This window comes from Pseudomonas sp. NBRC 100443, from assembly GCF_030268185.1.
GTDB lineage: Bacteria > Pseudomonadota > Gammaproteobacteria > Pseudomonadales > Pseudomonadaceae > Pseudomonas > Pseudomonas citronellolis.
Map to the genome: position 1 here is coordinate 225,576 of NZ_BSQE01000004.1, position 25,323 is coordinate 250,898.

The 25,323-nt window shown below is 59.0% G+C and carries 26 protein-coding genes and 1 pseudogene; 7 read left to right on the plus strand and 20 right to left on the minus strand.

The genetic code is table 11. The annotated features are described in order from the left end of the window. The first annotated feature begins 5 nt into the window (after window positions 1-5). The 5 genes and pseudogenes from QSJ95_RS07285 (at window position 6) to QSJ95_RS07305 (ending at window position 4,364) form a co-directional block, all read left to right on the plus strand. Window positions 6-755, plus strand: a complete 750-nt coding sequence (locus QSJ95_RS07285; RefSeq protein ID WP_285641194.1) for an electron transfer flavoprotein subunit beta/FixA family protein — start codon at window positions 6-8, stop codon at window positions 753-755. Next, entirely contained in the window at window positions 755-1,699 is a 945-nt protein-coding gene (locus QSJ95_RS07290) for an electron transfer flavoprotein subunit alpha/FixB family protein (RefSeq protein ID WP_285641196.1), read from the plus strand. The genes QSJ95_RS07285 and QSJ95_RS07290 overlap by 1 nt, the downstream gene beginning before the upstream one ends. A 128-nt stretch (window positions 1,700-1,827) precedes the next feature. Further along, a complete protein-coding gene (locus tag QSJ95_RS07295; RefSeq protein WP_285641198.1) occupies window positions 1,828-2,739 on the plus strand; it encodes an SDR family NAD(P)-dependent oxidoreductase in 912 nt (303 codons plus the stop codon). A 398-nt stretch (window positions 2,740-3,137) separates the two neighbouring features. Next, window positions 3,138-3,407: pseudogene (locus tag QSJ95_RS07300) on the plus strand (MFS transporter); the annotation flags it as partial. A 63-nt stretch (window positions 3,408-3,470) separates the two neighbouring features. Continuing rightward, window positions 3,471-4,364, plus strand: a complete 894-nt coding sequence (locus tag QSJ95_RS07305; RefSeq protein ID WP_285641200.1) for a LysR family transcriptional regulator — start codon at window positions 3,471-3,473, stop codon at window positions 4,362-4,364. 37 nt (window positions 4,365-4,401) lie between these two features. Here QSJ95_RS07305 and QSJ95_RS07310 read toward each other — a convergent pair whose 3' ends face one another. Next, window positions 4,402-5,406: an aldo/keto reductase gene (locus QSJ95_RS07310; RefSeq protein WP_285641202.1), complete on the minus strand. Its 1,005-nt coding sequence runs from the start codon at window positions 5,404-5,406 to the stop codon at window positions 4,402-4,404. Window positions 5,407-5,416: 10 nt separating this feature from the next. Further along, window positions 5,417-5,749, minus strand: a complete 333-nt coding sequence (locus QSJ95_RS07315; RefSeq protein ID WP_285641203.1) for a carboxymuconolactone decarboxylase family protein — start codon at window positions 5,747-5,749, stop codon at window positions 5,417-5,419. A 244-nt stretch (window positions 5,750-5,993) separates the two neighbouring features. Between QSJ95_RS07315 and QSJ95_RS07320 the strand changes: the two genes are divergently transcribed. Beyond that, window positions 5,994-6,977 (plus strand): aldo/keto reductase, encoded by a 984-nt coding sequence (locus tag QSJ95_RS07320; RefSeq protein ID WP_285641204.1) that lies wholly within the window; start codon window positions 5,994-5,996, stop codon window positions 6,975-6,977. A 104-nt stretch (window positions 6,978-7,081) separates the two neighbouring features. Here QSJ95_RS07320 and QSJ95_RS07325 read toward each other — a convergent pair whose 3' ends face one another. The 4 genes from QSJ95_RS07325 to QSJ95_RS07340 form a co-directional block, all read right to left on the minus strand. Further along, on the minus strand, window positions 7,082-7,945 hold the full coding sequence (locus QSJ95_RS07325) for an alpha/beta hydrolase (protein ID WP_285641205.1): 864 nt from the start codon (window positions 7,943-7,945) through the stop codon (window positions 7,082-7,084). Beyond that, a complete protein-coding gene (locus QSJ95_RS07330) occupies window positions 7,945-10,506 on the minus strand; it encodes an autotransporter family protein (protein WP_285641207.1) in 2,562 nt (853 codons plus the stop codon). The genes QSJ95_RS07325 and QSJ95_RS07330 overlap by 1 nt, the downstream gene beginning before the upstream one ends. A 170-nt stretch (window positions 10,507-10,676) precedes the next feature. Continuing rightward, window positions 10,677-10,994 (minus strand): putative periplasmic lipoprotein, encoded by a 318-nt coding sequence (locus tag QSJ95_RS07335; protein ID WP_023124076.1) that lies wholly within the window; start codon window positions 10,992-10,994, stop codon window positions 10,677-10,679. A 29-nt stretch (window positions 10,995-11,023) separates the two neighbouring features. Then, window positions 11,024-11,476 (minus strand): YfjT/YkfB family phage-associated protein, encoded by a 453-nt coding sequence (locus QSJ95_RS07340; protein WP_285641340.1) that lies wholly within the window; start codon window positions 11,474-11,476, stop codon window positions 11,024-11,026. Window positions 11,477-11,727: 251 nt separating this feature from the next. Here QSJ95_RS07340 and QSJ95_RS07345 point away from each other — a divergent pair, with 251 nt between their 5' ends. Next, window positions 11,728-12,006 (plus strand): helix-turn-helix domain-containing protein, encoded by a 279-nt coding sequence (locus QSJ95_RS07345; protein WP_023910463.1) that lies wholly within the window; start codon window positions 11,728-11,730, stop codon window positions 12,004-12,006. Window positions 12,007-12,042: 36 nt separating this feature from the next. Here the strand turns inward: QSJ95_RS07345 and QSJ95_RS07350 are convergent, their stop codons facing one another. From QSJ95_RS07350 to QSJ95_RS07415, 14 genes are all read right to left on the minus strand, one after another. Next, window positions 12,043-12,222, minus strand: a complete 180-nt coding sequence (locus tag QSJ95_RS07350) for a hypothetical protein (protein ID WP_023124078.1) — start codon at window positions 12,220-12,222, stop codon at window positions 12,043-12,045. A gap of 47 nt (window positions 12,223-12,269) precedes the next feature. Next, complete coding sequence (locus QSJ95_RS07355; RefSeq protein ID WP_285641214.1) at window positions 12,270-13,190, minus strand: recombination directionality factor; 921 nt, start codon at window positions 13,188-13,190, stop codon at window positions 12,270-12,272. A 78-nt stretch (window positions 13,191-13,268) separates the two neighbouring features. Continuing rightward, window positions 13,269-14,273, minus strand: coding sequence for a YqaJ viral recombinase family nuclease (locus tag QSJ95_RS07360; RefSeq protein WP_285641215.1), 1,005 nt, complete (start codon window positions 14,271-14,273; stop codon window positions 13,269-13,271). A gap of 126 nt (window positions 14,274-14,399) precedes the next feature. Then, the gene (locus QSJ95_RS07365) at window positions 14,400-14,801 is read right to left on the minus strand and encodes a hypothetical protein (RefSeq protein ID WP_285641217.1); all 402 of its coding nucleotides are present in this window, start codon (window positions 14,799-14,801) and stop codon (window positions 14,400-14,402) included. 153 nt (window positions 14,802-14,954) lie between these two features. Then, entirely contained in the window at window positions 14,955-15,923 is a 969-nt protein-coding gene (locus tag QSJ95_RS07370) for a DUF932 domain-containing protein (protein WP_285641219.1), read from the minus strand. A 97-nt stretch (window positions 15,924-16,020) separates the two neighbouring features. Further along, window positions 16,021-16,293: a hypothetical protein gene (locus tag QSJ95_RS07375; RefSeq protein WP_285641221.1), complete on the minus strand. Its 273-nt coding sequence runs from the start codon at window positions 16,291-16,293 to the stop codon at window positions 16,021-16,023. A 221-nt stretch (window positions 16,294-16,514) separates the two neighbouring features. Next, on the minus strand, window positions 16,515-16,961 hold the full coding sequence (locus QSJ95_RS07380) for a hypothetical protein (protein WP_285641223.1): 447 nt from the start codon (window positions 16,959-16,961) through the stop codon (window positions 16,515-16,517). Between the two features lie 264 nt (window positions 16,962-17,225). Beyond that, the gene (locus QSJ95_RS07385) at window positions 17,226-18,257 is read right to left on the minus strand and encodes a restriction endonuclease (RefSeq protein WP_285641225.1); all 1,032 of its coding nucleotides are present in this window, start codon (window positions 18,255-18,257) and stop codon (window positions 17,226-17,228) included. Window positions 18,258-18,403: 146 nt separating this feature from the next. Further along, the gene (locus QSJ95_RS07390; protein WP_285641227.1) at window positions 18,404-20,539 is read right to left on the minus strand and encodes an ATP-binding protein; all 2,136 of its coding nucleotides are present in this window, start codon (window positions 20,537-20,539) and stop codon (window positions 18,404-18,406) included. 2 nt (window positions 20,540-20,541) lie between these two features. Then, the gene (locus QSJ95_RS07395) at window positions 20,542-20,985 is read right to left on the minus strand and encodes a hypothetical protein (RefSeq protein WP_031633656.1); all 444 of its coding nucleotides are present in this window, start codon (window positions 20,983-20,985) and stop codon (window positions 20,542-20,544) included. A gap of 3 nt (window positions 20,986-20,988) precedes the next feature. Next, on the minus strand, window positions 20,989-21,903 hold the full coding sequence (locus QSJ95_RS07400) for a hypothetical protein (RefSeq protein ID WP_285641231.1): 915 nt from the start codon (window positions 21,901-21,903) through the stop codon (window positions 20,989-20,991). A gap of 373 nt (window positions 21,904-22,276) precedes the next feature. Beyond that, window positions 22,277-23,491, minus strand: coding sequence for a tyrosine-type recombinase/integrase (locus QSJ95_RS07405; protein ID WP_285641233.1), 1,215 nt, complete (start codon window positions 23,489-23,491; stop codon window positions 22,277-22,279). 395 nt (window positions 23,492-23,886) lie between these two features. Then, window positions 23,887-24,417, minus strand: a complete 531-nt coding sequence (gene ppa, locus QSJ95_RS07410; protein WP_009615962.1) for an inorganic diphosphatase — start codon at window positions 24,415-24,417, stop codon at window positions 23,887-23,889. An 82-nt stretch (window positions 24,418-24,499) separates the two neighbouring features. Next, on the minus strand, window positions 24,500-25,318 hold the full coding sequence (locus QSJ95_RS07415; protein ID WP_285641238.1) for a M90 family metallopeptidase: 819 nt from the start codon (window positions 25,316-25,318) through the stop codon (window positions 24,500-24,502). Window positions 25,319-25,323 lie beyond the last annotated feature (5 nt).

The following is a 25,323-nucleotide window of genomic DNA, read 5'->3' on the forward strand; positions in this document are numbered from 1 at the left end:
AAGTCATGAAGGTTCTTGTCGCGATCAAACGAGTCACTGATTACAACGTCAAAGTCCGGGTCAAGGCCGACCAGAGCGGCGTCGACCTGGCCAATGTGAAGATGGCCCTGAATCCCTTCTGCGAAATCGCCGTGGAAGAGGCTGTGCGTCTGAAGGAAAAAGGCGTCGCCAGTGAAATCGTGGTGGTTTCGGTCGGCCCGAGCACCGCCCAGGAACAACTGCGCACCGCCCTGGCCCTGGGCGCCGATCGCGCCATCCTGGTCGAAAGCAACGAAGAACTGAATTCCCTGGCCATTGCCAAGGCCCTGAAGACCGTGGTCGACAAAGAGCAGCCGCAGCTGGTCATCCTCGGCAAGCAGGCCATCGACAGCGACAACAACCAGACCGGCCAGATGCTGGCCGCGCTGACCGGCTACGCCCAGGGCACCTTCGCCTCCAAGGTCGAGGTTGCCGGCGACAAGGTCAACGTCACTCGTGAAATCGACGGCGGCCTGCAGACCGTTGCGCTGAACCTGCCGGCGATCGTCACCACCGACCTGCGCCTGAACGAGCCGCGCTACGCGTCGCTGCCGAACATCATGAAAGCGAAGAAGAAGCCGCTGGACGTGGTGACCCCGGACGCCCTCGGCGTTTCCACCGCTTCCACCGTGAAGACCCTGAAAGTGGAAGCTCCGGCTGCCCGCAGCGCCGGCATCAAGGTCAAGTCCGTGGCTGAACTGGTCGAGAAACTGAAGAACGAGGCGAAAGTAATCTGATGGCTATCCTGGTAATCGCTGAGCACAACAACGGCGTCCTGGGCGCTGCCACCCTGAACACCGTCGCTGCCGCACAGAAGATCGGTGGCGATGTCGCCGTGCTGGTCGCCGGCCAGAACGTCGGTGCCGTAGCCGAAGCCGCCGCCAAGATCGCGGGCGTTGCCAAGGTGCTGGTCGCCGACGACGCCGCCTACGCCCACCAACTGCCGGAGAACGTCGCCCCGCTGGTGGCTGCTCTTGTTAAAGAGAGCGGGGGCAAGGGCTACAGCCACATCCTGGCCGCCGCCACCACCAACGGCAAGAACTACCTGCCGCGCGTCGCCGCGCTGCTGGACGTCGACCAGATCTCCGAGATCATCGACGTGGTCAGCGCCGACACCTTCAAGCGCCCGATCTACGCCGGCAACGCCATCGCCACCGTGCAGTCCTCGGCTCCGGTCAAGGTCATCACCGTGCGCACCACCGGCTTCGACGCCGTCGCCGCCGAAGGCGGTTCGGCTGCTGTCGAGCAGGTTTCCGGCCCGGCCGACGCCGGCAAGTCCGCCTTCGTCGGCGAAGAGCTGGCCAAGTCCGACCGTCCGGAACTGACCGCCGCCAAGATCGTGGTCTCCGGTGGCCGCGGCATGGGCAACGGCGACAACTTCAAGATCCTCTACGCCCTGGCCGACAAGCTGGGCGCTGCCGTCGGTGCTTCCCGCGCCGCCGTCGACGCCGGTTTCGTGCCGAACGACATGCAGGTCGGCCAGACCGGCAAGATCGTCGCCCCGCAGCTGTACATCGCCGTGGGCATCTCCGGTGCCATCCAGCACCTGGCGGGCATGAAGGACTCGAAAGTCATCGTGGCCATCAACAAGGACGAAGAGGCACCGATCTTCCAGGTCGCCGACTACGGCCTGGTTGGCGATCTGTTCGAACTGGTGCCGGAGCTGGAGCGTACGCTCTGAGTCGTCTCGTCTGCCAGACCCCTTTCGTAGGAGCAGGCAGAGCGGCTGGGGTGGGCCATCTCAGGGTGGCCCGACCAGTGCGGCTCCTACTTTTTTATTCAGGCAATTTCCCAAAAAGGAGCTTCAGCATGGTCTCTCGATCGACACCGCAATGGGCCGAGCGTGATGTCCGCAACAAGCGGTTCGTCTTCTTCGGCGGTTCGACCGGCATTGGCCGTGCTGCTGCAATCGAGCTGGCCCGAAGAGGCGCGGCAATCCTTATCGTCGGGCGTGGTCAGGCTGCGGGAGACGCAGTGGTCGCAACGTTGCGGCAAGAAGGCGCGAGCAGCGCAGACTTCCTAACCGGTGATCTGGCCACCGTCGCGGGTATCAAACGGGTGGCCGGGGAGGTGGTAGCGTGGGCACCGCAACTGCATGGTGTGATGCATACGGCGATGTCGGCCTTTCATGTAAAGCTGGTCACCAGTGATGGGTTCGAGTTCGCTTTCGCCTTGCAGTATTTCGCCCGAGCGGCGCTTAACCGACTTCTGCTCGACAACCTTGTGGCCTCAGGCGATGGACGAATAGTGCATATCGCGGGCGATGTTCCCGGCTTCATCCGTGCCGATCTGGACGACTTGCAGTTCGAGCGCCGCAAATGGGGTTTTTACAAGGCGGTGCTGGGTACCCATGTACTGGGCTTCCTGCACATCCAGGAAGCTGCGCGCCGCTTCAGGGAAAAGCAGCTGCCGGTGAGCATTAGCGCCTCCTGCGTAGGGCCGACAAAGACTAAGGCCATGGCAGACAAGGCAATGCCGTTGAGCATGCGCTTGATGGGCCTGCTGGGCACTTCGCCGGAAAAGTCGGCGCAGAACGCGGTGCGCTTGCTAGTCCAGAATAACAGTCTCGGGACTTCGGGTTGCATCCTGCGCAACCCCAAGAAGTTCGAACCAAAGCACCTGGCACTGGAGGCTCAACAGGCTTTACGGTTGTGGGATATAACTGCGTCGCTGGCTAGCAGCCGGTTGGTCAATTTCCAACCGATAGAGAGCATTCGCTGATCGGCCTTGGTCAAAAATATCACCGGAAGAGCACTCGGCGGTCGATCCGTACAACAGACCAGATAGGTATTTGGCGTTGATGCTGTCGCCAGGAGGCAATAGGCGCTCCCTGACTCACCACAGGGAATCGTTGATGGCTCTCGCTATTTTCTTGGCTCGCGCGAATTGATTAGTAGAGCTTATATGCTCTTTAAGAATCAATTAGCTGTTCGGCCTGGCCTCGATTCGCCATCATGGCGGTCATGAAAAACGCTCCCTCACTCTCCTGGCCTCCGTCGCGCCGCAGGACGTCGATGCTCCTCGCCGGCGCCTGTCTGGCCCTGGTGGCGTGCATAGCTGGTGGCTCGGTGGCTCGGGCAGCGAGCGATACCTCGTCCGCGCCCTCCAAGGAGTTCTCTATGAGGATTCGTCTGGTCGTCGGTGGACAGGTCGCCACCACCGTCATCAAGGCTTCCGAGGGCACCGACACCCTTCGGGAGCGCCAAGAGCAGCCAACGTCCTGGAGCGGCGTCTTCGTCTTGGCTGTCTGCGCCTTCGCACTGATCGCCTCCGAGTTCCTGCCCGTCAGCCTGCTCACGCCCATGGCAACGGATCTGCGTGTCACCGAAGGTATGACCGGCCAGGGCATCGCCATCTCCGGCGTCTTCGCTGTACTCACGAGCCTGTTCTCGTGTTCTTAACGGGCCGATATGTCGATTTAATACAATTTCCTCTACTACTGCGGTGTCTGCATGCCTCGGGAAAACTTCAATGATCTGGTTGCCTTCACCACGGTGGCACGAGAAGGCAGCTTCACCAAGGCAGCGGCGCAGCTTGGGGTTTCCCAGTCGGCGCTCAGCCACACCATCCGTGCCCTGGAAACGCGTCTCGGCCTGCGCCTGCTCAGTCGCACCACCCGCAGCGTCTCGCCTACCGAGGCCGGCGAGCGGCTGCTGCAGACACTGGCGCCGCGCTTCGAGGAGATCGAGGCCGAACTCGCGGCACTCAGCGATTTCCGCGACAAGCCGATTGGTACCTTGCGCATCACGGCCGCCGAACATGCCGCCACTACCGTGCTCTGGCCGAAGCTGGCGAAGGTGTTGCCGGATTATCCGGACATCAAGGTCGAGGTGAGCATCGACTACGGCCTGACCGACATCGCCGCCGAGCGCTTCGATGCCGGGGTGCGCCTGGGCGACCAAGTGGCCAAGGACATGATCGCCGTGCGTATCGCTCCGGACCTGCGCATGGCGGTGGTCGCCAGCCCCGCCTATCTCTCCCGCAACGGCCGTCCGGACGACGTGCAGGCGCTGGCCGGCCACGACTGCGTGAACCTGCGCCTGCCGACCTACGGCGGGCTGATGGCTTGGGAGTTCGTCAGGGAGGGGCATGAGGTTAAGGCGCGAGTCGAAGGCCAACTGACCTTCAACAGCAGCCCGCACATCCTGCGTGCGGTGCTGGACGGATTCGGCCTCGCCTATCTGCCACAGGACATGGTCGCCGGGCATGTCGCCGAAGGCCGCCTGGAACAGGTACTGGAGGACTGGTGCCCGACCTTCCCCGGCTACCACCTCTACTACCCGAGCCGGCGGCAGAAGTCTCGCGCCTTCGCAGTGCTGGTGGAAGCCCTGCGCCATCGGGACTAGAGGCCGGGCGCAGGACGTGGCATATCCGCAGGGCGTGTCAGCGGAGCGGGCGGCCCTCGATGGGGTAGGCGGGATCGCTGTAGCCTGGGGTGGAGGCATGGCCAGGCGGCACCAGGCTGTCCACCAGTGCTTCGTCCTCCGCGGTGAGATTCATGTCGAGCGCCGGCAGGTAACCGTCCCAGTGCGCCTCGGTGCGCGGGCCGGCGATGATGGAGCTGACCAGCGGATTGTTCAGCACCCAGGCCAGGGCGAACGCGGCTGGCGTGGTGCCCCGGCCCGCGGCGTGCTCGGCGATGCGCTGGGCGATCCGTAGGGATTCGGGGCGCCACTCGGTCTGCTGGATGCGCCGGTCGCCACGGCCGATGCGGGAGTCCGCCGGTGGTTCGGCGTCGGGCCGGTATTTGCCGGTGAGCACGCCGCGGGCCAGCGGGCTGTAGGGAACCACGCCGATGCCGAAGTGGCCGGCGGCGGGCAGCTGTTCCACCTCGGCGGTGCGGTCCACCAGGTTGTACAGCGGTTCGCTGCAGATCGGCCGGTCGATACCCAGTCGGTCGGCCAGGCGCACGACCTCGGCGATACGCCAGCCACGGAAGTTGGACAGGCCGTAGTAGCGCACCTTGCCCTGGCGGATCAGTTCGCCCACCGCGCGTAACCCTTCCTCCAACGGCGCATCGGTCACGTTGCGGTGGAAATAGACGATATCCAGGTAGTCAGTGTCCAGGCGCCGCAGGCTGTTCTCTACCGACTGGTAGATCCACTTGCGCGACTGGCCCTGGGCGTTCGGCGCGTCGCCGAAGGCGTAGCCGAACTTGCTGGCGATCACCCAGTCGTCGCGGTTGGCAGCGATGGCGCGACCGACCACCTCCTCGGAGTGCCCCTTGTGGTAGACATCAGCGGTGTCGATGAAGTTGACGCCCTGCTCGAAGGCCTTGTCGATGATGCGTCGCGACGTGGTCTCGTCGGTCTCGCCGCCGAACATCATCGTGCCCAGGCACAGGGGCGAGACTTTCAGGGCACTGCGTCCCAGGTAACGGTATTCCATGGGTAGGTCCTCAGATGGTGGCGCCGCGTTCGGCGAATACCCGGCGGGCGACGGCCAACGCGGTGGAGGCCGTGGGCCAGCCGGAATAGAAGGCCAGGTGGGTGATGGCCTCGATCAGCTCTTCGCGGGTCAGGCCATTGTCCAGCGCCTTGCCGAGGTGGAAATGCAGTTCGTTGGCCTGGTAGCACGCCACCAGGCTGGCCACGGTGACCAGGCTGCGGTCGCGTGGCGACAGGCCGGGGCGCTGCCAGACATCGCCGAACAACACCTGGTCGGTGTAGTCGGCCAGCGCCGGGGCGATGTCACCGAAGGCCTTGTGGGCGGTGGAAGGGCGTTCGTTCATGGTGTTCTCCGCTTGGCGAGTGAACGGCTTGGCCCATGCTAGACCTCGGCAGTCCAGCGATTAAGGGGCGCAATGCACTTGGAGCTATGAGGTGTGCTCATGAATTCAGGGTGTAGATACATGAGATACGCTCATAGGCGAATGCGGCTTTTTCCGTCTAATCGACACGCAGGTCTCTGGGTAAAGTTCATCGCAGACGACTTGCCGGGCGTTCCCGCCCGTTGCCGATACAGGAGAGAATCCGATGGACAAACGCACGCTGGGCCGAGACGGCTTGCTGGTATCGACGCTGGGCCTGGGCTGCATGGGCCTGAGCTATGGCTACGGCCCAGCGGTGGATCGTTACGACGGTATCCGCCTGATCCGCACCGCCTTCGACAGCGGCGTGACCTTCTTCGATACCGCCGAGGCCTACGGCCCCTTCGCCAACGAGCAGTTACTGGGTGAAGTCCTGGCGCCGGTACGTGACGAGGTGGTAATCGCCACCAAATTCGGCTTCAAAGAGGGCGACACCACCCTAGGCCTCGACAGTCGTCCGGAGAACATCCGCGCGGTGGCCGAGGCTTCGCTCAAGCGCCTGAGGACCGACCGAATCGACTTGTTCTACCAGCACCGCGTCGACCCGAACGTGCCGATGGAGGATGTGGCCGGCACCGTCGGTGAGCTGATCCGCGAGGGCAAGGTGATGCACTTCGGCCTTTCCGAGGCAGGCCCGCAATCCATCCGCCGGGCCCACGCAGTACAGCCGGTGGCGGCACTGCAGAGCGAGTACTCGCTATGGTGGCGCGAGCCGGAGCGGGAAATCCTTTCGCTGCTGGAAGAACTGGGCATCGGCTTCGTGCCCTTCAGCCCGTTGGGCAAGGGCTTCCTCACGGGGGCTATCGACGATCACACCCAATTCTCGACGAACGACTTCCGCAATGTCGTGCCACGTTTCTCCGAGGAGAACCGCAAAGCCAACGCTGGACTGGTGGAGGTGCTCGGCCGCATTGCCGAGGGCAAGGGTGCAACTCGCGCGCAAATCGCCATCGCCTGGTTGTTGGCTCAGAAACCCTGGATAGTGCCTATTCCCGGTACTACCAAACTGCACCGTCTGGAGGAGAATCTCGGCGCGGCGGCCCTGGTGTTGGACGCCACGGACCTCGTTACCATCGACGCCGCACTGCGGCAGATCGAGGTCGTCGGTGAGCGCTATCCGGCGCATCTTCAGCAACGGGTCGATAGATGACAGGTCGTCCTGTTCTTAGCGCTTCCGGATGATTGCCTTGTCGAGTGGAAAGGGGAGGGCTTATCTCTGCCAACGGTGAAAGGCGGCCCATTCTTACGTTGAACTCAATCCCCTTCGCAATTCAACGGCTTATCTCGCCATGTTTTCCAGGCAACCTCCCAGCCTTGCTGATGATCTGTAGCCGGGGAGACTACAACTTGGCTGCAGGCGTATAGAGGCAGTAGTGCTATGTACGCCTTGGCTAGCGATGCTGGGACAACGTTATCTGTGTCTCCCACCAGATGTCGCTGTGGTATTGCCGCTAGCCGACCCTGATAGTCCAGCGGATCCAGAGAACTGCTGAGGGACGAGAGCCCCTTTATTTCTGCCCAAAGTCGTGGGCTGAGGTTGCCGGCCAAGGTTTGTACCTGAGCAACGTCATTCCTCTGAGCCGCCAGCATCAGTGCCAGCGCTGCACCACCGGAATACCCCACTAGCTCGAACTCTCGATTGCCATAGCGTTGCTTCATCTGGTCCAGGGCCTGGCTGAGGCGGGTGACGACTTCCTGCGAAAACCGCCGATAGGTCCAGAGCGTGGGTTCGCAGGCCGGTGCGGTGACGAACTGGCAAGGCCGCGCTAGGTAGGCATTCGGCGTCGGATCGGCCACGGCCAGCCGCGCCACCAACAAATTGTGCGGACTCGGATCCAAGCTGGGTTGTGTTGCCGTGGCCCAGGCATGGCCATCGCCTTCCAGGTAGACGCGTAAACGAGTGGCTTTCGTGGCGTTCTGCGGTGGAAGCATGGCCAACGGGAACGGCTGCCCCGACAGGATCTCCAGTTGCCGCCCATGCGCATCCGCCAACTGCTGCAGTGCCTCGCGAGGCGATTGGCAGCCGACGAGGAGGGCGCCGAGCAGCAGCGCCGGGAGAGCTCGAAGGGCTCGAAGAAAACCGGCCCACCTGCGTGGGCCGGAAAGGTGGTTGCTCATCAGAAGTCGTAACGGACCTTGGCGGTGAAGGTGTCGGCATTGAAGTCGGTCTTGCCGGTGTAGTCGTAGCTGACACCAACCGTGACCGCACCCAGGTGATAGTCCGCACCGACACCTGCTTCGTAGCTGTTGCGCACCGCCTTGGCGCCCTGGCTCACGAAGGGCGTACCACCCAGCACAAAGGTCGAGGTGCTCTGGGCTTCGTCCGCGGCGAAGTCATGGTAGGCCATCAGCTTGGCTTGCGGCTGCAGGTTGCCGTTACCGACCTGGAAGTCACCCGCTACCCGCACACCAGCACCCAACTCCGCTACCTCGTAGCGTTGGCTATCCACCTTGATAGCCGCCGACGAACCCTTCTCGTGGTAGCCGTCGATATCGACGCGCGCATAGCGGGCAGCCAACCGCGGCTCGACCAGGAACTGCTCGCTCAGACGGTAGGTGTAGCCACCGACGACGTTGGCGCCTAGGACCTGGCTGTCGTAATCGCCTTTCGCGGTGGTCTCGACGATACGACGCTTGCTCTCGTTGTCGTTGAGGCCATAGCTCAGGTTGGCGTCGACGAAGTAGTTGCCCTGTTCGAAGCCGCTGTACAGAGTGAGGGCATTGCCATCGACGTCGGTGGTGTTGCCGGTGTCGCTGTTCACGCTGGTATGCAGGAAGCTGTAGGCCACCCCCAGGGTCAATTGATCGGTCAGTTGGCCATCGGCGCCAATGGCGATGCCGTGGCTGTAGGCATTGAAGCCGGCCACGCCATCGCGCAGATCCTGGTTGGCATCGCTGTACAACGCCTGGGCCCAGACACCGGTGTGCTGCAGCACATCGCCCGAGGATGCACCTCGTAGGCTGCTGGTGCGATTACCGGTGACGTTGCTCATCAGCGTTTGCCCACTGGTGGCCGCATGGGTCGCACCGCCGTTCACCTCAGGGGCTAGCTGCTCAGCCAGTTGCTTCAGTGCTGCTGGGTCCTGTGAGGCATTCACATAGGCCTGGAACACCGGATCGTTAGGGTTGCTCTGCGCTAACCCGGCGACTACCTGGCTGAAGGCTGCGCCCGCACGCTGGGCGTTGGCTGAGCCACCAATCTGGCCGATCACGTCGCCGACTTCGTCCTGGTCCTTGGTGCTGACCTTGGCCAGGATCTGGTTATCGCCACTGCTGACAGTGTCGACGTTCAGCAGGGCCGAACGGCTGGTTACGCTGACGCCGTCATCTTGCAGGGTGCCGGCCTGGATCAGGGTATAGGTCGTGCCCTGGGCCTTGAAGTCATTGCCCTGGGCCGCCAGCTGGATCTGCGAGCCCTTGGCGAATTCCGCCGTGCCGGAGACCGCAACCACGGCCTTGTTCGGATCCGTGGCCGAACTCAGGTTGAGCCCCAGCGACGAGTTGCCGGCCACGTCCAGGTTGCCCTGGATAGTGGTGTGCGGCTGAGCGAATTCCAGGTGCGCCGGCGTGTTGCCCGCATCGCTGCCGACATCCAGCCAACCGGAGTCCTTCAGTCGGATGTTCGCGCCATCGGTACTGGCGTCGGTGCCATTGAAGGTCACGTCGCCGTTCACTTCGATGTTGGACAGGTCGATCAGGTTGCCGGTGATGCTGCCGGCATTCCACACCAGGCGCACGCCGCCACTGGCCTGGGAGGCATCGATGGCTTCGTCCTGGGAAATCAGGGTGCCGCTGTTCTGGATGACCAGGGTATTGCTGGCATTCGCGCCGTCGATGTCGAAGGCGCCCACCTCGATGGCGGCATCGTCAGCCTGGATGGCGCCGGTGTTAAGCACCTGCACCGGTGCGTCGGCAAAGCTCACACCATCCAGGCGCAGCGCCGTCGCATCGTCGCCACTGGCCACAATGCTGCCGTGGTTCTCGATCCCGCCGAGGTCCACTCGATCCGGGTTACCCATGTCGTCGTCATAGGTGGCGAGAACGCCCGTTGATTCGGTACCGCTGACCTGGACCAGGCCGTTGTTGATCAGCTTGCCGCCGATGGTGCCGCCCTTGAGCTGGATGCCGGTGGCCTCGTCGCCATCGGCGAGGATCTTGCCGCTGGCGGCGTTGATCAGGTCGCCCTGCAATACCGACTGGCCGGCGAACTTGAGGCCGCGAATGCCATCGCCCTCAAGGACACCACCGGCCACCTGCAGGGTGCCTTCATTGACCAGGTTGCCGTGGATAACTGCGGGGTCGATCAGCAGGCCGGTGACGCCCGCACCGCTCACCGAAATGCTGCCCTTGTTCTGCAGGTTGCCGAACACTTCGGTGGGCGCACCGATGGAGGAGGGATTGTCGTCGTCACCCGCGTAGGACAGGTCGACGCCATTGAGATCATCCCCCGTGGCTTGCTCCTGGGCGTTGAGCACCAGGTCGTGGTTGAAGGTGTCGCTGTAGAAGCGAAGAGGTTGGTCGCTGCCCGTGAAGGCCCCGGTCACTTCGGTGCTGTCGGTGTAGGTGTTGCCTTCACTGTCCAGGCCGCTGTTGGTCAGCGTCAAAGCGTGCGCGGCTAGGGGCAGGGCACTGGCGGAAATGGCCAGGGCGAGGAGGGTTTTGCGGTACGTCGGTGTCATGAGTTCAGATCCTTGAGTGTGTCTGGCCGTGGTGCTTTGTTCTTTTGGGGTGTGTCTCGATGGGCAGCTCCTGGGTTTTCAAAAAACAAAAGGGTCCCTGCTCCGCCCACGGCCAAGTGATGGCCGTGGGCGGAGTTGGGTATTCCGAGTGGGGTTAGCGGAGGGTGGGACTAGTTGCCGAAGCTGAAGTCGTAATCACCCTCGCTGGTGGAGATCGACGCCTCAATGATCTTCTGGCAGTAGCGCGAGTCGACCTTCAGGACGTCACCGAACGGCACCTGGTAGGGCAGGACTTCATAGGCGTTGGCTTTGCAGTTGCCACGGTTGATGGTCACGCTGTTGATCGTGACGGCGTCTTTCTTGGCGGTGATCTGCAACTGAGGCGATCCCCAATAGGGGTTGTGCCCCAGCTCCACGGTGATGGGTGGTTCCGCGCCGCAGCCGGACAGCGCCACAGCCATAAGCAGTAGGGGGATGTACTTCTTCATTGAACGGATTCCTGTGAAAGAGCTGGTGATTACCAGGCGGAGCGGCAGAGGTTTTTCTTGCTGGTCAGGGGCTGGAGAACCTGGGGAAGGTTCTGGGTCGGAAGCGTCACCGTCTGGCCACCGGCACTGAGCTGCAGGGTGCGGGCCTTGCGCAGCGCGGCCCAGAAGCCCGGGAAGCTGGAGCTGCAGGCTTCGCAGTCGGTGTAGAAGGGATTGCTGAAGGTGGTGCCGTCGACGATGACGTCGAAGCCATCTTTTTCGGAGGAGTAGCGCTTGCCGGCGAGGGTGGCGTAGGCGGAGACGGGGCTTTCGTCATCGTCCGGGCAGGTGATGTTCAACTGGTTGCCGTGGCCGTCGTCGACCAAGTGCTCCTCCACGCCCTGGGTGTAGCTGGAGGTCCATTCGGCCGTGCCCGCATGTGCAATACAGGTGGCCATGGCGTTGATGGCAAAGGCAAACAGCAGGGCTAGCGCTCTGATCATTTTCATGACGGAGGTCTCTCGTGAATGAGATTTAGGCCTGATGAGTGTTGGTGCTGATCTCTTCGTAGAACTACGTGCTTTCGTGGTGTGTGCGTCTCGCATACAGCTTCCTTGCGTAATGTCTGATTAGCGAAGGAGGGTTATTGGGTTAATCTGTTTTTGAGATTTATTCTCGAGTGACATGACTATGTGATCATACCACTTTCGAGCTCTTCAAGGATTATCTTCATCTTTAAGCGAAGAGATCCGCGATGGAGCTGAAGGTCGCTTTCGCCTTATGTCTGAAAGAATTGAGGAGTCAGAGGTATCTGGCTCAAGTCGATTTGGGACATCAGGCACACGTCAGCCGCTTGGAATCAGGCAAGCAAGAGGCGACGCTGACGACGTTCGAGCAGATGGCAGATGCACTAGGCATGTCATCGATTGAGCTCTTTGCCCGCGTCGTCGCCATCCAGTCGGGTCAAGACCCGGTTCAGCTTTTACGAGCTGTTGCGACAGATATGAAAAGAAAGGATTCGAGAAAGGACTGACCGGGTAAGTGGTTTTTCGGCTCCTGTCATGTTGTTTCAATCAGGTGAAATTCCGGTCCTGCGAATGAAGCGCTGAAGCAGCAGTACGGTTAGTCCAAGCGTGATGAGCACTGGCCAGAAACGCAGCATGAGTACCAGCAGCGCAACGGCCACCGCACAACTGGCCAGCACGCCGATGAACACGAACAGCAAACCAATGAAGCGCACCAGGTTCATGGCGCGATCCTCCTCGTAGGTTGATGGGTGGGGTGACGCCGCGGACATCAGTCCGCGGCGTGTTGGGCCCGAGCTTCGGCACGGGCCTTCAGCAGCGTCGACAGGGTGGGTTTCGGCGTGGTGAGCGGTTCTGCTGCAGGAGCAGTTGAAGGGGGCGATTCAGGAGCAGGCTCCGGGAAGAACTCTTCAGCGATGGCCCCCGTTTCTTCGTCACTGTCCTCGAAAGCGCCATTGGCAAAGCCCAGCCGCGCCGTGGCGTCCAGCGCCACCTGGTCGAAGCCAGAGGCCTGACGTGCTTCATCGAGCTCCCGCGCTTGCAGCAGCGCTTCTTCCATCGACAGCCCACTGCGCACCGTGATGTCGACGTAGAAGATCGGCGAGCCGTGGCTTTGTCGGGTGGACTTCCCACGCAGGCGTAGCTCCAGCGGCAGGCACGCCAGGCGGTTGCCGGAAATCGCCTGCAGGTACTGCAGCCGCGCTGCTAGGGTGCGGATGCTGTTGAAGCCGGTGGTGCGGAACACGAAACTGCCCAGTGGATCCTCATCGCCAATGGCGACATTGAGGCGCCCGTAGGGTTTGCACGCGCCGCCCTTGGCCAGTGGGCAGGCATCCGGTGATGGGCACGGCAACGACGCGATACCGTCCTGGCCTCGACGCTTGCAGGTCTCCCCATTGCCGACGCAGACCGGTCGCCCAGTCTGTCGATCGAACAAGCAATACTCCGCGCGGAAGTTCAGCTCCGGCGCGTTGAACAGCAGGCGGATCGGAATGCTGCGGATCTTGCCGCCCTGGGCTTTGCGCAGTTCTTCGTCCAGGGGATGGGGCAACCAGCCATCGCGCAACTGCACCTGCGAGGTGAGGGTGAATTGATCGTCCTTCTCCGGCAGGCGCTTGCCGTTCTTCTCGACGACCTTGCCGATGGAAATCCGCCCGAGCACCGGCGGAGTAATAGCCAAGCCTTTGAGCATGGTGGTTCTCCAGTGGATGAATAAAAAAGACCACCCCGGCGCAGGGGAAACGCCGAGGTGGTCAAGGGGGAATCGAATTCAGGTGATCAGGAAGCGCCGGCTGCCGGTTTTGGTGGTGGGGTAGCGCACCAGCAGGTAGGGCTTTTCCTTGAGCAGCCGCGGCACATCGAGCACCACGCTGTCCTTGGCCTTGCGCCAGGACACCGTGCCGTTGGTGAACAAGGCCCGGCTGGCATCGCCCATGGCCTGCTGCAGTTGTTGCTTCAGTTCGGCTTCGCGCTTGTTCTGTAATTCCAGGCTGGCGCGGACGGCCTGCAACTCGTCGAAGGCGGCCGACAACAGCGGATCCTGGGTGAAGTCCAGGGTGTGACCCTGGTCCTCAGGGTACAGGCAGCGCAGGGCTTGCTCCGCCGAGTCGGAACCATCCGCCGGCGGTGGCGTATTGCGTTGCACGTAGCCCCAGAAGTCGCGCTCCAGATCGATCAGCCGGCCGATGAGCTCCTCGTCGCGCTCGACGCGGTGGATCTCCAGGTGCTGGCCGCCGAGTAGCACGGCCACGTCGGCCGCCTGCTTGCCGGTGACCGCCAACTGGTGCATCACTTGCAACTGCACGTACACCGGCACGCCTTCCTTCCAAAGACGGGCGCCGTTGATGCCAGCGGTCTTGCATTCGAGGATCTGCACGTCGCTGGCGCCGATCACCTCGCGGTCGATGTTGGCCAGCATCCAGTCCAGCTTCGGATCGGGATGCTGCAGCACGGCATTGATCCGCCGTACCCGATTGCCGGTACGGCGGGCGTAGTGGTTGGCGACGATGGGCTCGAGGATGTTGCCCCAGTAGGTCGGGGTGTCCTCGTCGTTCGGATCGCTCTTGGGCAGTCCGGTATCGCGGCCGGTCTTCTCCAACCACAGTTCCAACTGCGACTTGTAGGGGTTGAGACCGACCGCAGCCGCAGCATCCGAACTGCCGATACCGTGCTTGCGCACGGCCAGCCAGTCATCGCGGGACAGGTCCTTGGTGCCGACCAGGCGAAGGGCAGGGCGCTGCCGTGCCCTACTGGGAGTGGAATGGGCATGCGTCATGAGGATTTTTCTCCGGACATAAAAATGCCCGGCCGGCAAAGCCAGTCGGGCATCGAGTGAGGGAGTGGGGGCCGTCAGGCCATCAACGGGAGGAGCGCATCCAGGCGGGGCTGGGCTCTCTCCCACTTACCGGGCTACAGCACCGGCTGTAGCGGTCGCCGACTGACGGCGCCGTGCGTGATGGGCACGAACCTTCTCGCGCCAGCCGGGCGAGAGTTCCTTGGCCATATCGAGATAGCGCAGCGGGCAGCTGTAGTAGTACGGCGCCATAGACTCATCCATGGCTTTGTACCCCCACTCACCGCCACTGCGTTGCAACAGATCACAGCGGATGTAGCGCATGGACTCGCCGGGAGCGAGGTCTGGGTGAACGCGTTCAGTTTTCGCCGTCGCTTCGGTGACCGACCACAGCACATTGCCGCGCAAGGTATGCACAAGCACACGAACATAGGCCCGTGCTGTGTCTTCGGGGCGGATCAGATCTTGGATGAGTTCTGCCCGGGTACGGGATGAGAACAGCCAGCCCATGAGAGAGACCTCCAATGAAACACCGAGGCCCACTCCCCAGGAGCGGAACCCCGGCGGGTGGAAGAGAACGCCCAACGCCGCGGTACCAGCGAGCGACCGCTGTCGTCGCAGAACCGGTTGGGCAAAGAGGAATACCGAGAGGGGGAGCGGCCGTCAGGCCACCAACTGCAGGGCCGCATCCAGGGCGCGTTGTTTGATCACTGCTCCCTGGCCGAACCAGGCCGAGTCCATGCGGTACTCGTTGCTGCGCGCCCGGCGTTCGTGGTCGACGTACTCAGTGACGGCATTGAGCAGGCCCCAGGCAGTACCATTGGCGGCTTCCAACTGCGAGCCACGGCCGCGGCCTTCGTACAGGCTTTGCACCCAACGCAACGCGCGCTCGTTCGGCAGAGTATCCGGCAGCGGATTGTTGGGCTGGGCATCGCAGAGCACCTGCATGAAATAGCCCATCGCCTCGTGCCACTGCACCTTGCGCTCGGCCAGGTGACGCATGCGGTACATGAACTCGTCCCATTGCGAGACGGCGATGCCCAGTTGCTTCTTGACCGCCTGGGCATCGAAGCGGGTGCTGTGCGGCACCTTGATCGCCCGGGTAGCACCGTCGACGGCGATGGTCAGGGTGTTGTTGCACACCACTCGCACGGTGGTTGGCGTCGCCGTGGTGGCCAGGGTGCCGTCACAGGACGTAGCCAACAGCAGGTAGCCATTGACCAGGTCGTTGCCCTTCAGCGAGGTGTTCTGCCCGGTGCGCGCCAGTGCCCAGAACTTGCGGCCACCCTTGAGTACGCCAGCGGTTTCCAGCTCGTAGCCAGAGACCTGGGTGAGGTCACGGTAGAACTCCAGCACTTCCTTGGGCTGCACCACCTGGTAGCGCTGAGAGACCACCGAAAGCGGTGCCTTGGTATCGGAGCGGTAGAGCACCTTCTGTTCGGGGAAGGAGTGGATGCTGCCTAGGTGGCCGACCGCATCCGCTTTGAAGTGGACGGGGCTTTCCTGGATCTGCCAGTCCATGCCGGCCTCGCGTTGCCAGACTTCCAGCGGTTGTTTCTGGGAGAGGCGGCTACCCAGGCCATGCCAGGGGGCTTCGCCGACATATGCCATACGTTCGATAAGATGAGCCATGATGAGTTTCCTGTGAGCAATAGCCGGCATAAAGCGCTGCGCAACGCGCAGCACCGGCGGAAGGGATGAAAGGGAAGGGGGAGATGAACGAAACCGATCAGGTCGGCAGGTTGAAGCGATGCCCGCAGATCAGGCAGAGGTTGTTGGCGAGGACGTGACGATCCAGTTGGTCGCCGAGTTGGGCGCCCAGAGCACAACCGCCGACGCCACCGGCCAAGCCGCCGAGAATGGCGCCGGACAATGAGCCGAGGGTGATGCCCAATGGACCAGCAATGGTGCCGACTGCCGCACCGGCCTGGCCGCCGGCAAGGGCGGCGGATGCACCACGAGCTGCGCCACCGACCGTGCCGACCAGGGCGCCGATCTTCATGGCAGGATGCAGGGAAGTGATCTTGGGAGAGTTACAGCGAGGGCACTGCAATGACATGGCTGGGGAGCCTCCATGGTGGGTATGTCATTGCAGTGATGTAGGACTGAGGCTTTTTCGAATCGAATTGCTGAGATAGACAACTCGTTGCAGGTTTCGGCTAAGAAGGTGAGCTCTAGCCCGCCTCGTGTTTTCATTGTGAGTGGCTTGAGGTGTCCAGGCAGTTAGACCCCTCCATGACTCTCTGCGCAAGAGATAAAGTCTTCGATGAATTTTCTTAAGTGCTTCTCGTAAATATTATCCTCCCAACTTTCTGAATCGTAGGAATGAGAGTCATCTAGTGAGATTACAGTGCCCCCACTGCTATCGACGTGCTCGACAGCTATCCCGATGAGCTTCTCTCTTGAAGTGCTACCAAGAGTGATGGTTCGATGACTGCCATCTTTGTAGGTTAAGCTGAGTTCTATGCTCTCATCTGAATTTCGGATGTCGGCTTTGAGGTTGCGCTCTTGCAGCTTAGCTGCGTAATTTTCTACCAGGGGTGCAATGTGATTCACCGCTTCTTTAAGTATCTTTAGATTTCTATCTGTGGCCACTTTTGGCAGATTTTCATTTTCCTTGGTTATTTTAAGCTTCTCATCAATCCTCAAGAAAAAATCATCAAGGTTCATAGTGTGACTCCTTAGTAATGCCTGTGATTGAGTGATATGAATTATTTTTGGATATCCTATAATTCCTTGGTCAGCCCCGAATAGCCACGAAAAAAAGCAGTATCACCCGAGGAAGCTTGGCCAAGACGAAAAACTTGGTAGATTTGAACTGTTGTCGACTCATCTCTCCTATTGCGACGGGCAAAAATAGGCTAGCAGCGGCCCGTGGCTAACGCTGGACTTCAGCTGCAGCTAAACCAGACACTAAAACGGAAAATTGGACTCTCACCTTGGCAGGGAGAGCAAGAAATTGTCAGCGAGCTCAAAGAGACAGTCGGTTGGATCCTCTCCTCGCTCCTTCATGTGAAGCATCTCGCACACTTTCTCGTCGTTCACGATAAGCATCAATTTTCCATGTTCACGCATGGCGCCTTGCGTCATCGTAATCGCGTGTGCCTCAGCGCCGGTCCTAGTCATTACAATCGCCACTCTTCTTAGTCCGCGCTCAAGAAGATATTTTTCTGTCGTGAGAATTTGCCCCTGTTTGATCTTGCCAGTGTAATTTTTGAACTCGAACAATACATAGCGGCTGTCGAGGTGATCAATCAAGAACTGCCAAAACTCAGTCGTTGGTCTGATACGACATACAAAGTCAAATCGATTGAGCCCATCGTCTGTTCGCTTCTGCAAGTGCCAGCCATGAAGGTCGTTAGGGAACAGGTACTTGAGTATCTTGGCACAGGCTCGTTCGTACTCCGCCCATGCGGACTTACCTTTCTTTATACCCCTGAGCTCTTGGCACAGTTGCGTGCCGAGCGTGTCTTGAGGGGGAACTGGAACCTCCCTGATAGATTTGCTCATAAGGAGTGGGTCAGATCGACGATGCGACGCAGTGACTTGAAGTACGCTGGGATCAGTCTCAAGAAGCGCATCCAGTTCTTCTGCTAGCACAGGTGTGGCAGATGCCCAAATTCTTAAGTCCACTCGGTCGACGAATGTGACACTGAATTTTTGCTCGAGTACCTCTCGCAGTTCGGGCGGAAGAATGCACGAGACTATAAGCATGCCTTTCATTGCATGGGCCGTGATCCCATTGTTGACGAGGCGCGTAGCTGCAGCCTCAATAAGCGAGGGTTGCGGGCGCACTGTCCTATAGTGCTTAACTTCTATTGCCCAAGAGTCGCCACCTAACATTCCAATAAAGTCAAACCCTGCATCCCCTCTAGGCGAATGCGCAGTAATGGAAAATTTATTGACTTGTAGGATGCGATGTACAAGCTCTTCGAACAGCTTCCATGTCGGAGTAGATGGATTCACTTTGTCGGCTCTAATTTTAAAGTTAAGGAGCGGGTTTGGCCGGGGCCAATTGGGTCAAGGCGATTGGCTTTAGAGGATTGATGTTTAGATCAATGTCTCTGGCCCCATTGATCTGCAAAGCAGGAAAGCCAAAATCCCCTACAACCTTAATGATCAGCAGCCCCAACAAGGGGGGAGATCGATTTGTCGCCGAGCTGTATAAGCTTAAAATCGACGTTTGAGGTTGCCTCCCTGTACGTAGCCTCACTGTCCTCAAACGAAGCTGCCACGATGCTCTGAAGGCCAGTTTCCGACGACAATAGTTGGAACAGCGCCTGTTGACTCTTGGTTGCCATGGAGTGCTGCCCAGGCTCGTCCAGTAAAAGGAACCCCAGATGATTGCCGTTGACAGTCGGGTGAGATGAAGTCTGGTAAATGGACAGCAGATAGCTCCAGATCAGGCGCACGAAATCACTAGCACTGGACTCCCTGGCGATATTGCCCTTGCCTTTGGGACTGTCATCACTTCTGGCGATTGAGAGCGTGGTAGAGGAATCGATGGTATTAGGTGTAGTCGGCACACTCCGTTCATTGATCTCCCTGAGCTCAATCTTGGCGAGGTATGGCAGGAGGTTGTCCTTGTTAAACTCGATGTCCCCAATCGCCGCGCTGTGATAGTCAAAAGCACCGATATTGGCGCGAAACATCTTTTCGAAAAGCGTGTACTTAGCGAGATCGGTAGGCGAGTAATGAGTGTCCGGTATTAGTGCCCGGATTCTCTGATTATCCTCAAAACGTTTTGCCAGTAGAGCAAGCGCGTCGAGTGCTTGATCCGAGTACTCTTCAAACTTGGTAAGCTCTTCTAGTTCCATCTCGATCTGTACTTGTAGTCTGATGCCTGTCTTGGATACCGAAGAGCTGGAATTTAGATCAGATCGCAGTGCCCTCAGTGTAGACTTTGTGGTGACGATGTTTCTTGAAAGTTGTTCTTTGAGAGCCTCAGCTTCTTTGATTGACTGGTCTATCCCGCCTTTCTCTCTTTCGAGCATTCGCAACTGGGCAGTCAGATAGTCAATATTAGTGCTGATGTCCATGTGAGGCGTGCTCTCATGTAAGTCGACAAGAGAGTTGCCAATGGTTTGATGGCAGGCCGGGCAAGAGTTGCTTGCGGTCGACAAGTTGAGCAATGCACCAAAGTTAATAAGTTTTTGTGCGGCTTGGTTTTTTGTAAGCTCGTCTTTAGCTTGACGGGTATTGATTCGATTGCTGTTAATGTTGGCGCGCAGTAAGGCGAGGTTTCCTAAGCAGGTTTCATAAGCTACCGTGAAATGCTCAAGTTCGCTTGTGTGCTTTTCGATGGATTGTGTAATTTCCGGAGTTGATGTCTCACCCTGTTGGGATAGTCTCAAGCCAATCAGTTCATGCTCATTTATCTTGCGCTTCCTGTACTCCAGGATGCTTTCCGTTGCAACTTCGGAGGTTTTGTGGAAGTCGACAAGTTCGGCGTTAAAATTTGCTGTAGGTGTTTTTGAAATGTTAGAGAATTTAAAGCCGAGTTTAAGTGATTCGGCGAGGAGCGTCCGATAAAGGATTTGCCACTCATCGTAGATTGACTTCGACTCCTGATCTAAACGATCACGCTTGGCACCTGTTTCAAAAACATCAGTGCCAACCAAGAAGTCGACAATTTTAATTCGTGCATCCCTTACACCAAAGTAAGGAAGATTGGCAATATAGTCAGTCCATCCGCGTTTTTGCTCGATTATCATCGCTGCAAATATGTACTGCAAATAAAGTTTTACGGGCTTGCCATTGGTTCTCGGCACCAATGGCAATTGTAGTCCAAGGAATTTCTCAAAGTAGGTGAAGAACCCTTCCTCGATCTGTGCACTAAGGCCGTCATGAAGGAACTTGTATAGAGTGGGGGCCGTCTCCCCCTTAGTTAGGGCTGAGCACTCTTGTATTTGTATGAGTTTGGTGCTGAGCCCTTTTTCCTTCACGCTTCGAGTTGCAGTAATGGTTTTTCCTTTACTCTCGATTTCGATCGTGACTTTAGAGGTTATAATGTGATGCTTTAGTTCATCATGTTCAAGGTGATCCTTGAGGGCATAAGTCAGAGCATTTTCATTCTGAGCACCCAGTAATTCCTCCATACCCATGGCGTACATTATCGCATGAACAATTGTACTCTTGCCGGCCGAGTTTCGGCCTCGGATGATATTCAAGTTGCGACTGAATTTCGTGGAAAATCCGAATGGGCCAGTGTCCGTTTGGATGTCGATTTTGATTGCCTTAATGTACATCGTTATTCCCATCCCTTGGATACGGAATTTATCATGTCTTCCGTGATTTTCTTCCCGATTGATCGCAATGCAGCCTTCTCTTCACCGAGCACAGTGTCGTCAGCGAGTATCAAATTTACGTAGGACTTGCCAATGGGGGTGAGTTCAAATCCCGTTGTGGTGGGGGCTATCAATGAATCTTTGAACGCGAGATTTAATGCAATGGCCATAGCCGGGTCAAAGCCCCAGATCGGAAGATGCAGTTGACCTTGTTCAGCGCCAGTCGCAAGTGCCTTGATGCGTTCGGGTGTCTTGAGAGCCCAGTTCAAAAGATGGATTTTGGGTAGGCTGCACTTGGCTCCGCGCCCCGACAGATGAAGAATCAGTAGTGCCTGGGATATTTTGTAAAGAGGGCGAAGCTCCGAAAGTACCGGGATGGGCCGTCTTGTGAATTTAAGCTGAGCCATAATCTACTCGTTGAAGTCCAGTTCACAGATCGCAAGCCACCGAGCAATGGTTCTTCGCACCACCTCACTCGCCGTCGACTTGTCTATATTGAGGTTGCGGTCGGTGACCAAGTACTCCATCAATGTGGCCTTCACCAGTTCTGTTAACTGCTCGGGCGTTGCGTCTGACGTGAAGCCCCATTCCTGAACATCCTGCTCAAAAGCGTTCACAATTCGAGCGACATTCACATACGTCTGGGGCGACCGGTCGTACAGGGACTGAAAGTAGGAGTCATGATCAAGAAAACTCTTGGTCGTCAGTTCGACCAGGCCTTCAATACTCTTTGCAGATTTACCTGGCATGCGTAGACGACACTTTCTGAGCAAATTCTCGTCGTATGGCTCAGATGTAGCGTTTACTTTTGGTAATGTCTCTGTTGGCGAGCCCAGGCATGGGGGCAGGCCTGCTGATATTCTCAGCATGTTGAATTCTTGTATGTAGAACTCATGATCGTGTAACAGAATTGTGAAGTTTTTATCGAGATGTGGAAGCCCCCACGCTCTCACTTCTGCCTGCTTGGTCTGAGCATACGAAAGAAGTTTGTTTCGATTAATTTCGGGTGTGACGAAACACCAATTTTTAATTTTGGTTTCGCCAAGAATTTTCTGTAGTTCGATAGTATTTTTCTTGAGCTTTACCAGATCTTTATTGATCTTGTCTCTCTGGCTTTCATAGAGCTCATCTTGATGGTACTGCTTTTCGGGGCAGTAGCATTGAAAGGCATAGCCTGTATGTTTAGTGAAACCTTCTATTCCGTAATCACCTGGAGACGCGGGGACCTGCTGATAACCATCTGCACCGTGCTTGAATTTGAAAACGAGTTGACATTCTGCTTCCCAGGTAATACCAGTGTACTTACCAATTGGTGTAGTAATCACTGCATGCCTGCCTTATTAAGACTCATCGGGAGGCGATGCCCATCGTTATCCTTCCGAAATGCGCTGACGCGGGTGGGGCATCAATCGTCTGTTCCTTGTGACCCTATGGCTTCGGGTCCTTCGGTGAAGTTATCAAAAGGCCATCAGGTGGTCTAGCAGGTACGGATGACTTGGATCTAGGGTGCTCGGTATCCTGTATATTTATACATGTTTGGGTTATTTGGATTTGTCCACGGCCAACTGAAGATGAATCAGAACGCGTCCCATCCGGATTTCCTCCCGATAAGTGAGATTTACAACAGTCGGCCGACAGATCGCGGCATTGATGTTGACGGGCCGCTCCTGGCCAATTCCTCCCGGTTACGCTCGATAGTTACGCCTGCCGCTCGAAGCTTGTACAGAAGGCAGCCCAATCAGCCATCAACGCCCTGCGTTTCTCTAGAAAATCTGAGCGGGAGTAAGCTGCTTCCGTCTGGTCCCGCTCATCATGGGCGAGTGCTAACTCACATACCTCTCGAGGGTAATGAGTGTTTTCGTTAGCCCAGTCCCGGAATGTCGAGCGGAAACCATGTCGAGTGATGTCAGCGTGCCCGAGCTTATGCAGCAGGCTCCGTACGGCGTTAGCATGTATGGCACCGCTCTTGCCTTTCCCTGGGAACAGATACGGCGAATCCGTACGAGGTAGGCTTTGCAGCATATCCACAGCCTGAGAGGGTAGAGGAATGACGAATGGCTTTCTCATCTTCATGCGTTCGGCTGGAAGCGCCCATATCCCGGCTGCAAAGTCCATCTCGGACCATTGAGCGAAGCGAATCATGTGGGAGCGAGCGCCGGTCAGGATCAGCAGACGCGCGGCTACAGCATCCCGACTGGAATCTTCAGTCAGTTTGCTCATCAACTCCGGCAGGTCGCGCCAATGCATGGCTGGGAAGTGCTGGCGTTGCCGAGCTTTCTTCTTTTCAGCTTTGCTGAGGAGGTTTTCCAGATGGCCGCGCCAGCGGGCGGGATTGTCACCGCCGCGAAGGCGGCGAGCCTTGGCTGCGTCCAGCACTTGCTCTATCTGTCCACGCACCTCATCAGCGGTACGAGTTTTTGTCGACCAAATCGGCCGCAAGACGCTCAGCATGTGCTCGGTTTGGATGTCGTCAGCCGATAACTTCCCGATGATGGGGAATGCGTATAGCTCCAGCTTCCGCAGCCAGCCTTTACGCCATTTTTCAGACCAGGTGGCTCCATGGGCCTGTTGATGATCGCGGGCAAGATCTTCGAACGTGGTACGACGCGCTGCAGCTTGGCGCTCAGCCTCTCGCTTCGCTTCTCGTTCTGCATCTCGGGCGGCTAGGGGATCGATCCCGGTCGCGAGAAGTTTTCGCTGATCCGCTGCGAGTTGCCGCGCTTGGCTGAGGGTAATGACCGGGAAGGGGCCGAGTCCCATTTCACGGCTTCGCCCGTCCAGCTTGTAACGAAAGATCCAGCTCGAAGAGCCGCCTTTGGCTACCTGGAAGTAGAGCCCATCGCCATCGTTGGTTTTTCCAGGTTCTGCAGTCCTAGCCAAGGATTCGATGGTCTTGGTCGTTAGCTTACCCATACAGACTCCCTATCTACCCACACCTTCACCCACACTTTGGCGGGAGATTCTATCGATTATTGGTGGATGTTGAGAGACAGATGGTACGTCTCAAGCCCTTGATTTTCTAGGGCTTGACGGACATTGGTGGATTTCTGCGGGCATTAAAAAAGCCGGCTTGTGGCCGGCTCTTCAGGGGGTGGCCCGTCCTTACTTCTGGTAAGCAGCGACCGCCTTTGAATGCTGTGGACGCGGCTCTGGGACCGGCGTCTTGGGCGCGCACTTTAGCAAATTCGGCCGGGCTTGCCTAATGGCATTTCCGCCAGGCGCCGTCGTTGCGACGGACGTGACCGTTACGCGCAGAAAAAAGCCCCGCGCGGGGCGGGGCTTCTTCGTGGCGGGTTGCCCCGCGACCATCACTTGGCCTGGAAGGCGGCGACGGCCTTGGTGATGTAGGAGCGCGCTTCTTCGGCGTTACCCCAACCTTCGACCTTGACCCACTTGCCCTTTTCGAGGTCCTTGTAGTTCTCGAAGAAGTGCTTGATCTGCTCCAGCAGCAGGGCCGGCAGGTCGGTGTATTCCTTCACGTCGTGGTACAGCACGCTCAGCTTGTCGTGCGGTACGGCGATCAGCTTGGCGTCGCCGCCGGCTTCGTCGCTCATGTTCAGCACGCCGACCGGACGGGCGCGGATCACCGAACCCGGGGCAACCGGGTAGGGGGTCACGACCAGCACGTCCAGGGGGTCGCCGTCGTCGGCCAGGGTGTTGGGGATGAAGCCGTAGTTGGCCGGGTAGAACATCGGGGTGGCCATGAAACGGTCGACGAACAGGCAGTCGGTGTCCTTGTCGATCTCGTACTTGATCGGCGCGTGGTTGGCCGGGATCTCGATGGCGACGTAGATGTCGTTCGGCAGGTCTTTGCCAGCCGGGATGCTGCTGTAGCTCATGGACGACTCCAAGGGGGTTGGTCGGGCCGAAAAAGTGCGGCGGATTATAGGCAGATTGCCGTGGCCAAGCCACAGACATCGCTCAGTGCGCCGGAGTTTCCTGATAGTCGGGGTGCTCGCGCTGCAGTCGCTGCAGGCGCGCAAGCGGATCTTGCCGGTAGAACAGCCCCAGTTGCTCGTAGACCTTCGGATAGGCCTGGTGCAGCAGGTCCGGGGCGGTGAAGAAGTATTCGCTGGTGACGGCGAAGAATTCCGCCGGGTTCTCCGCGGCATAGGGATCGATGGCGGTGTGCGCCTCGGGATGGCGGTCGAGCTTGCGGTTCATCTCGTCGTAGGCCGATTTCATGGCCGCCGACCAGTCGCCGATGCGCATGTCGCGGTGCAGCGGCGGCAGGCCGTTGGCGTCGCCGTCGAGCATGTCCAGCTTGTGCGCTAGTTCGTGGATCACCAGGTTGTAGGCGTCCCAGCCGCCGCCGCTTTCCACCCCGGGCCAGGCCAGCACCACCGGGCCCTGCAGCGAGGTTTCGCCGCTGCGCTCGTCGTCGAACTCGTGGATCACCCCGGCCGGGTCGCGGTGCTTCTGCGGGCTGAGGAAGTCGTCCGGGTAGAGCACCAGCTCGTGGAAGCCGCCGTACCAGTTCAGCTCCGGCAGGTGCAGCAGCGGCAACTGGGCCTGGGCCGCCAGCAGCAGGCAGCGGAAGTCGTCCAGCTCGACGCCGGGCAGGGCGGTCAGGTGCTTGTCGCGCAGGAACAGCAGCGCCCGCTCGCCGAGCAGGCGCAGTTCCTCTTCGCTCAGGCCGTCGAGGATCGGCAGGCGCCGCAGCACCTCGGCCCACAGCTGGGCGTCCAGCGGGTGGCGGGCGAGGAAGCGCCGGCGGCGCCAGGCGCTGAACGACCACATCGCGG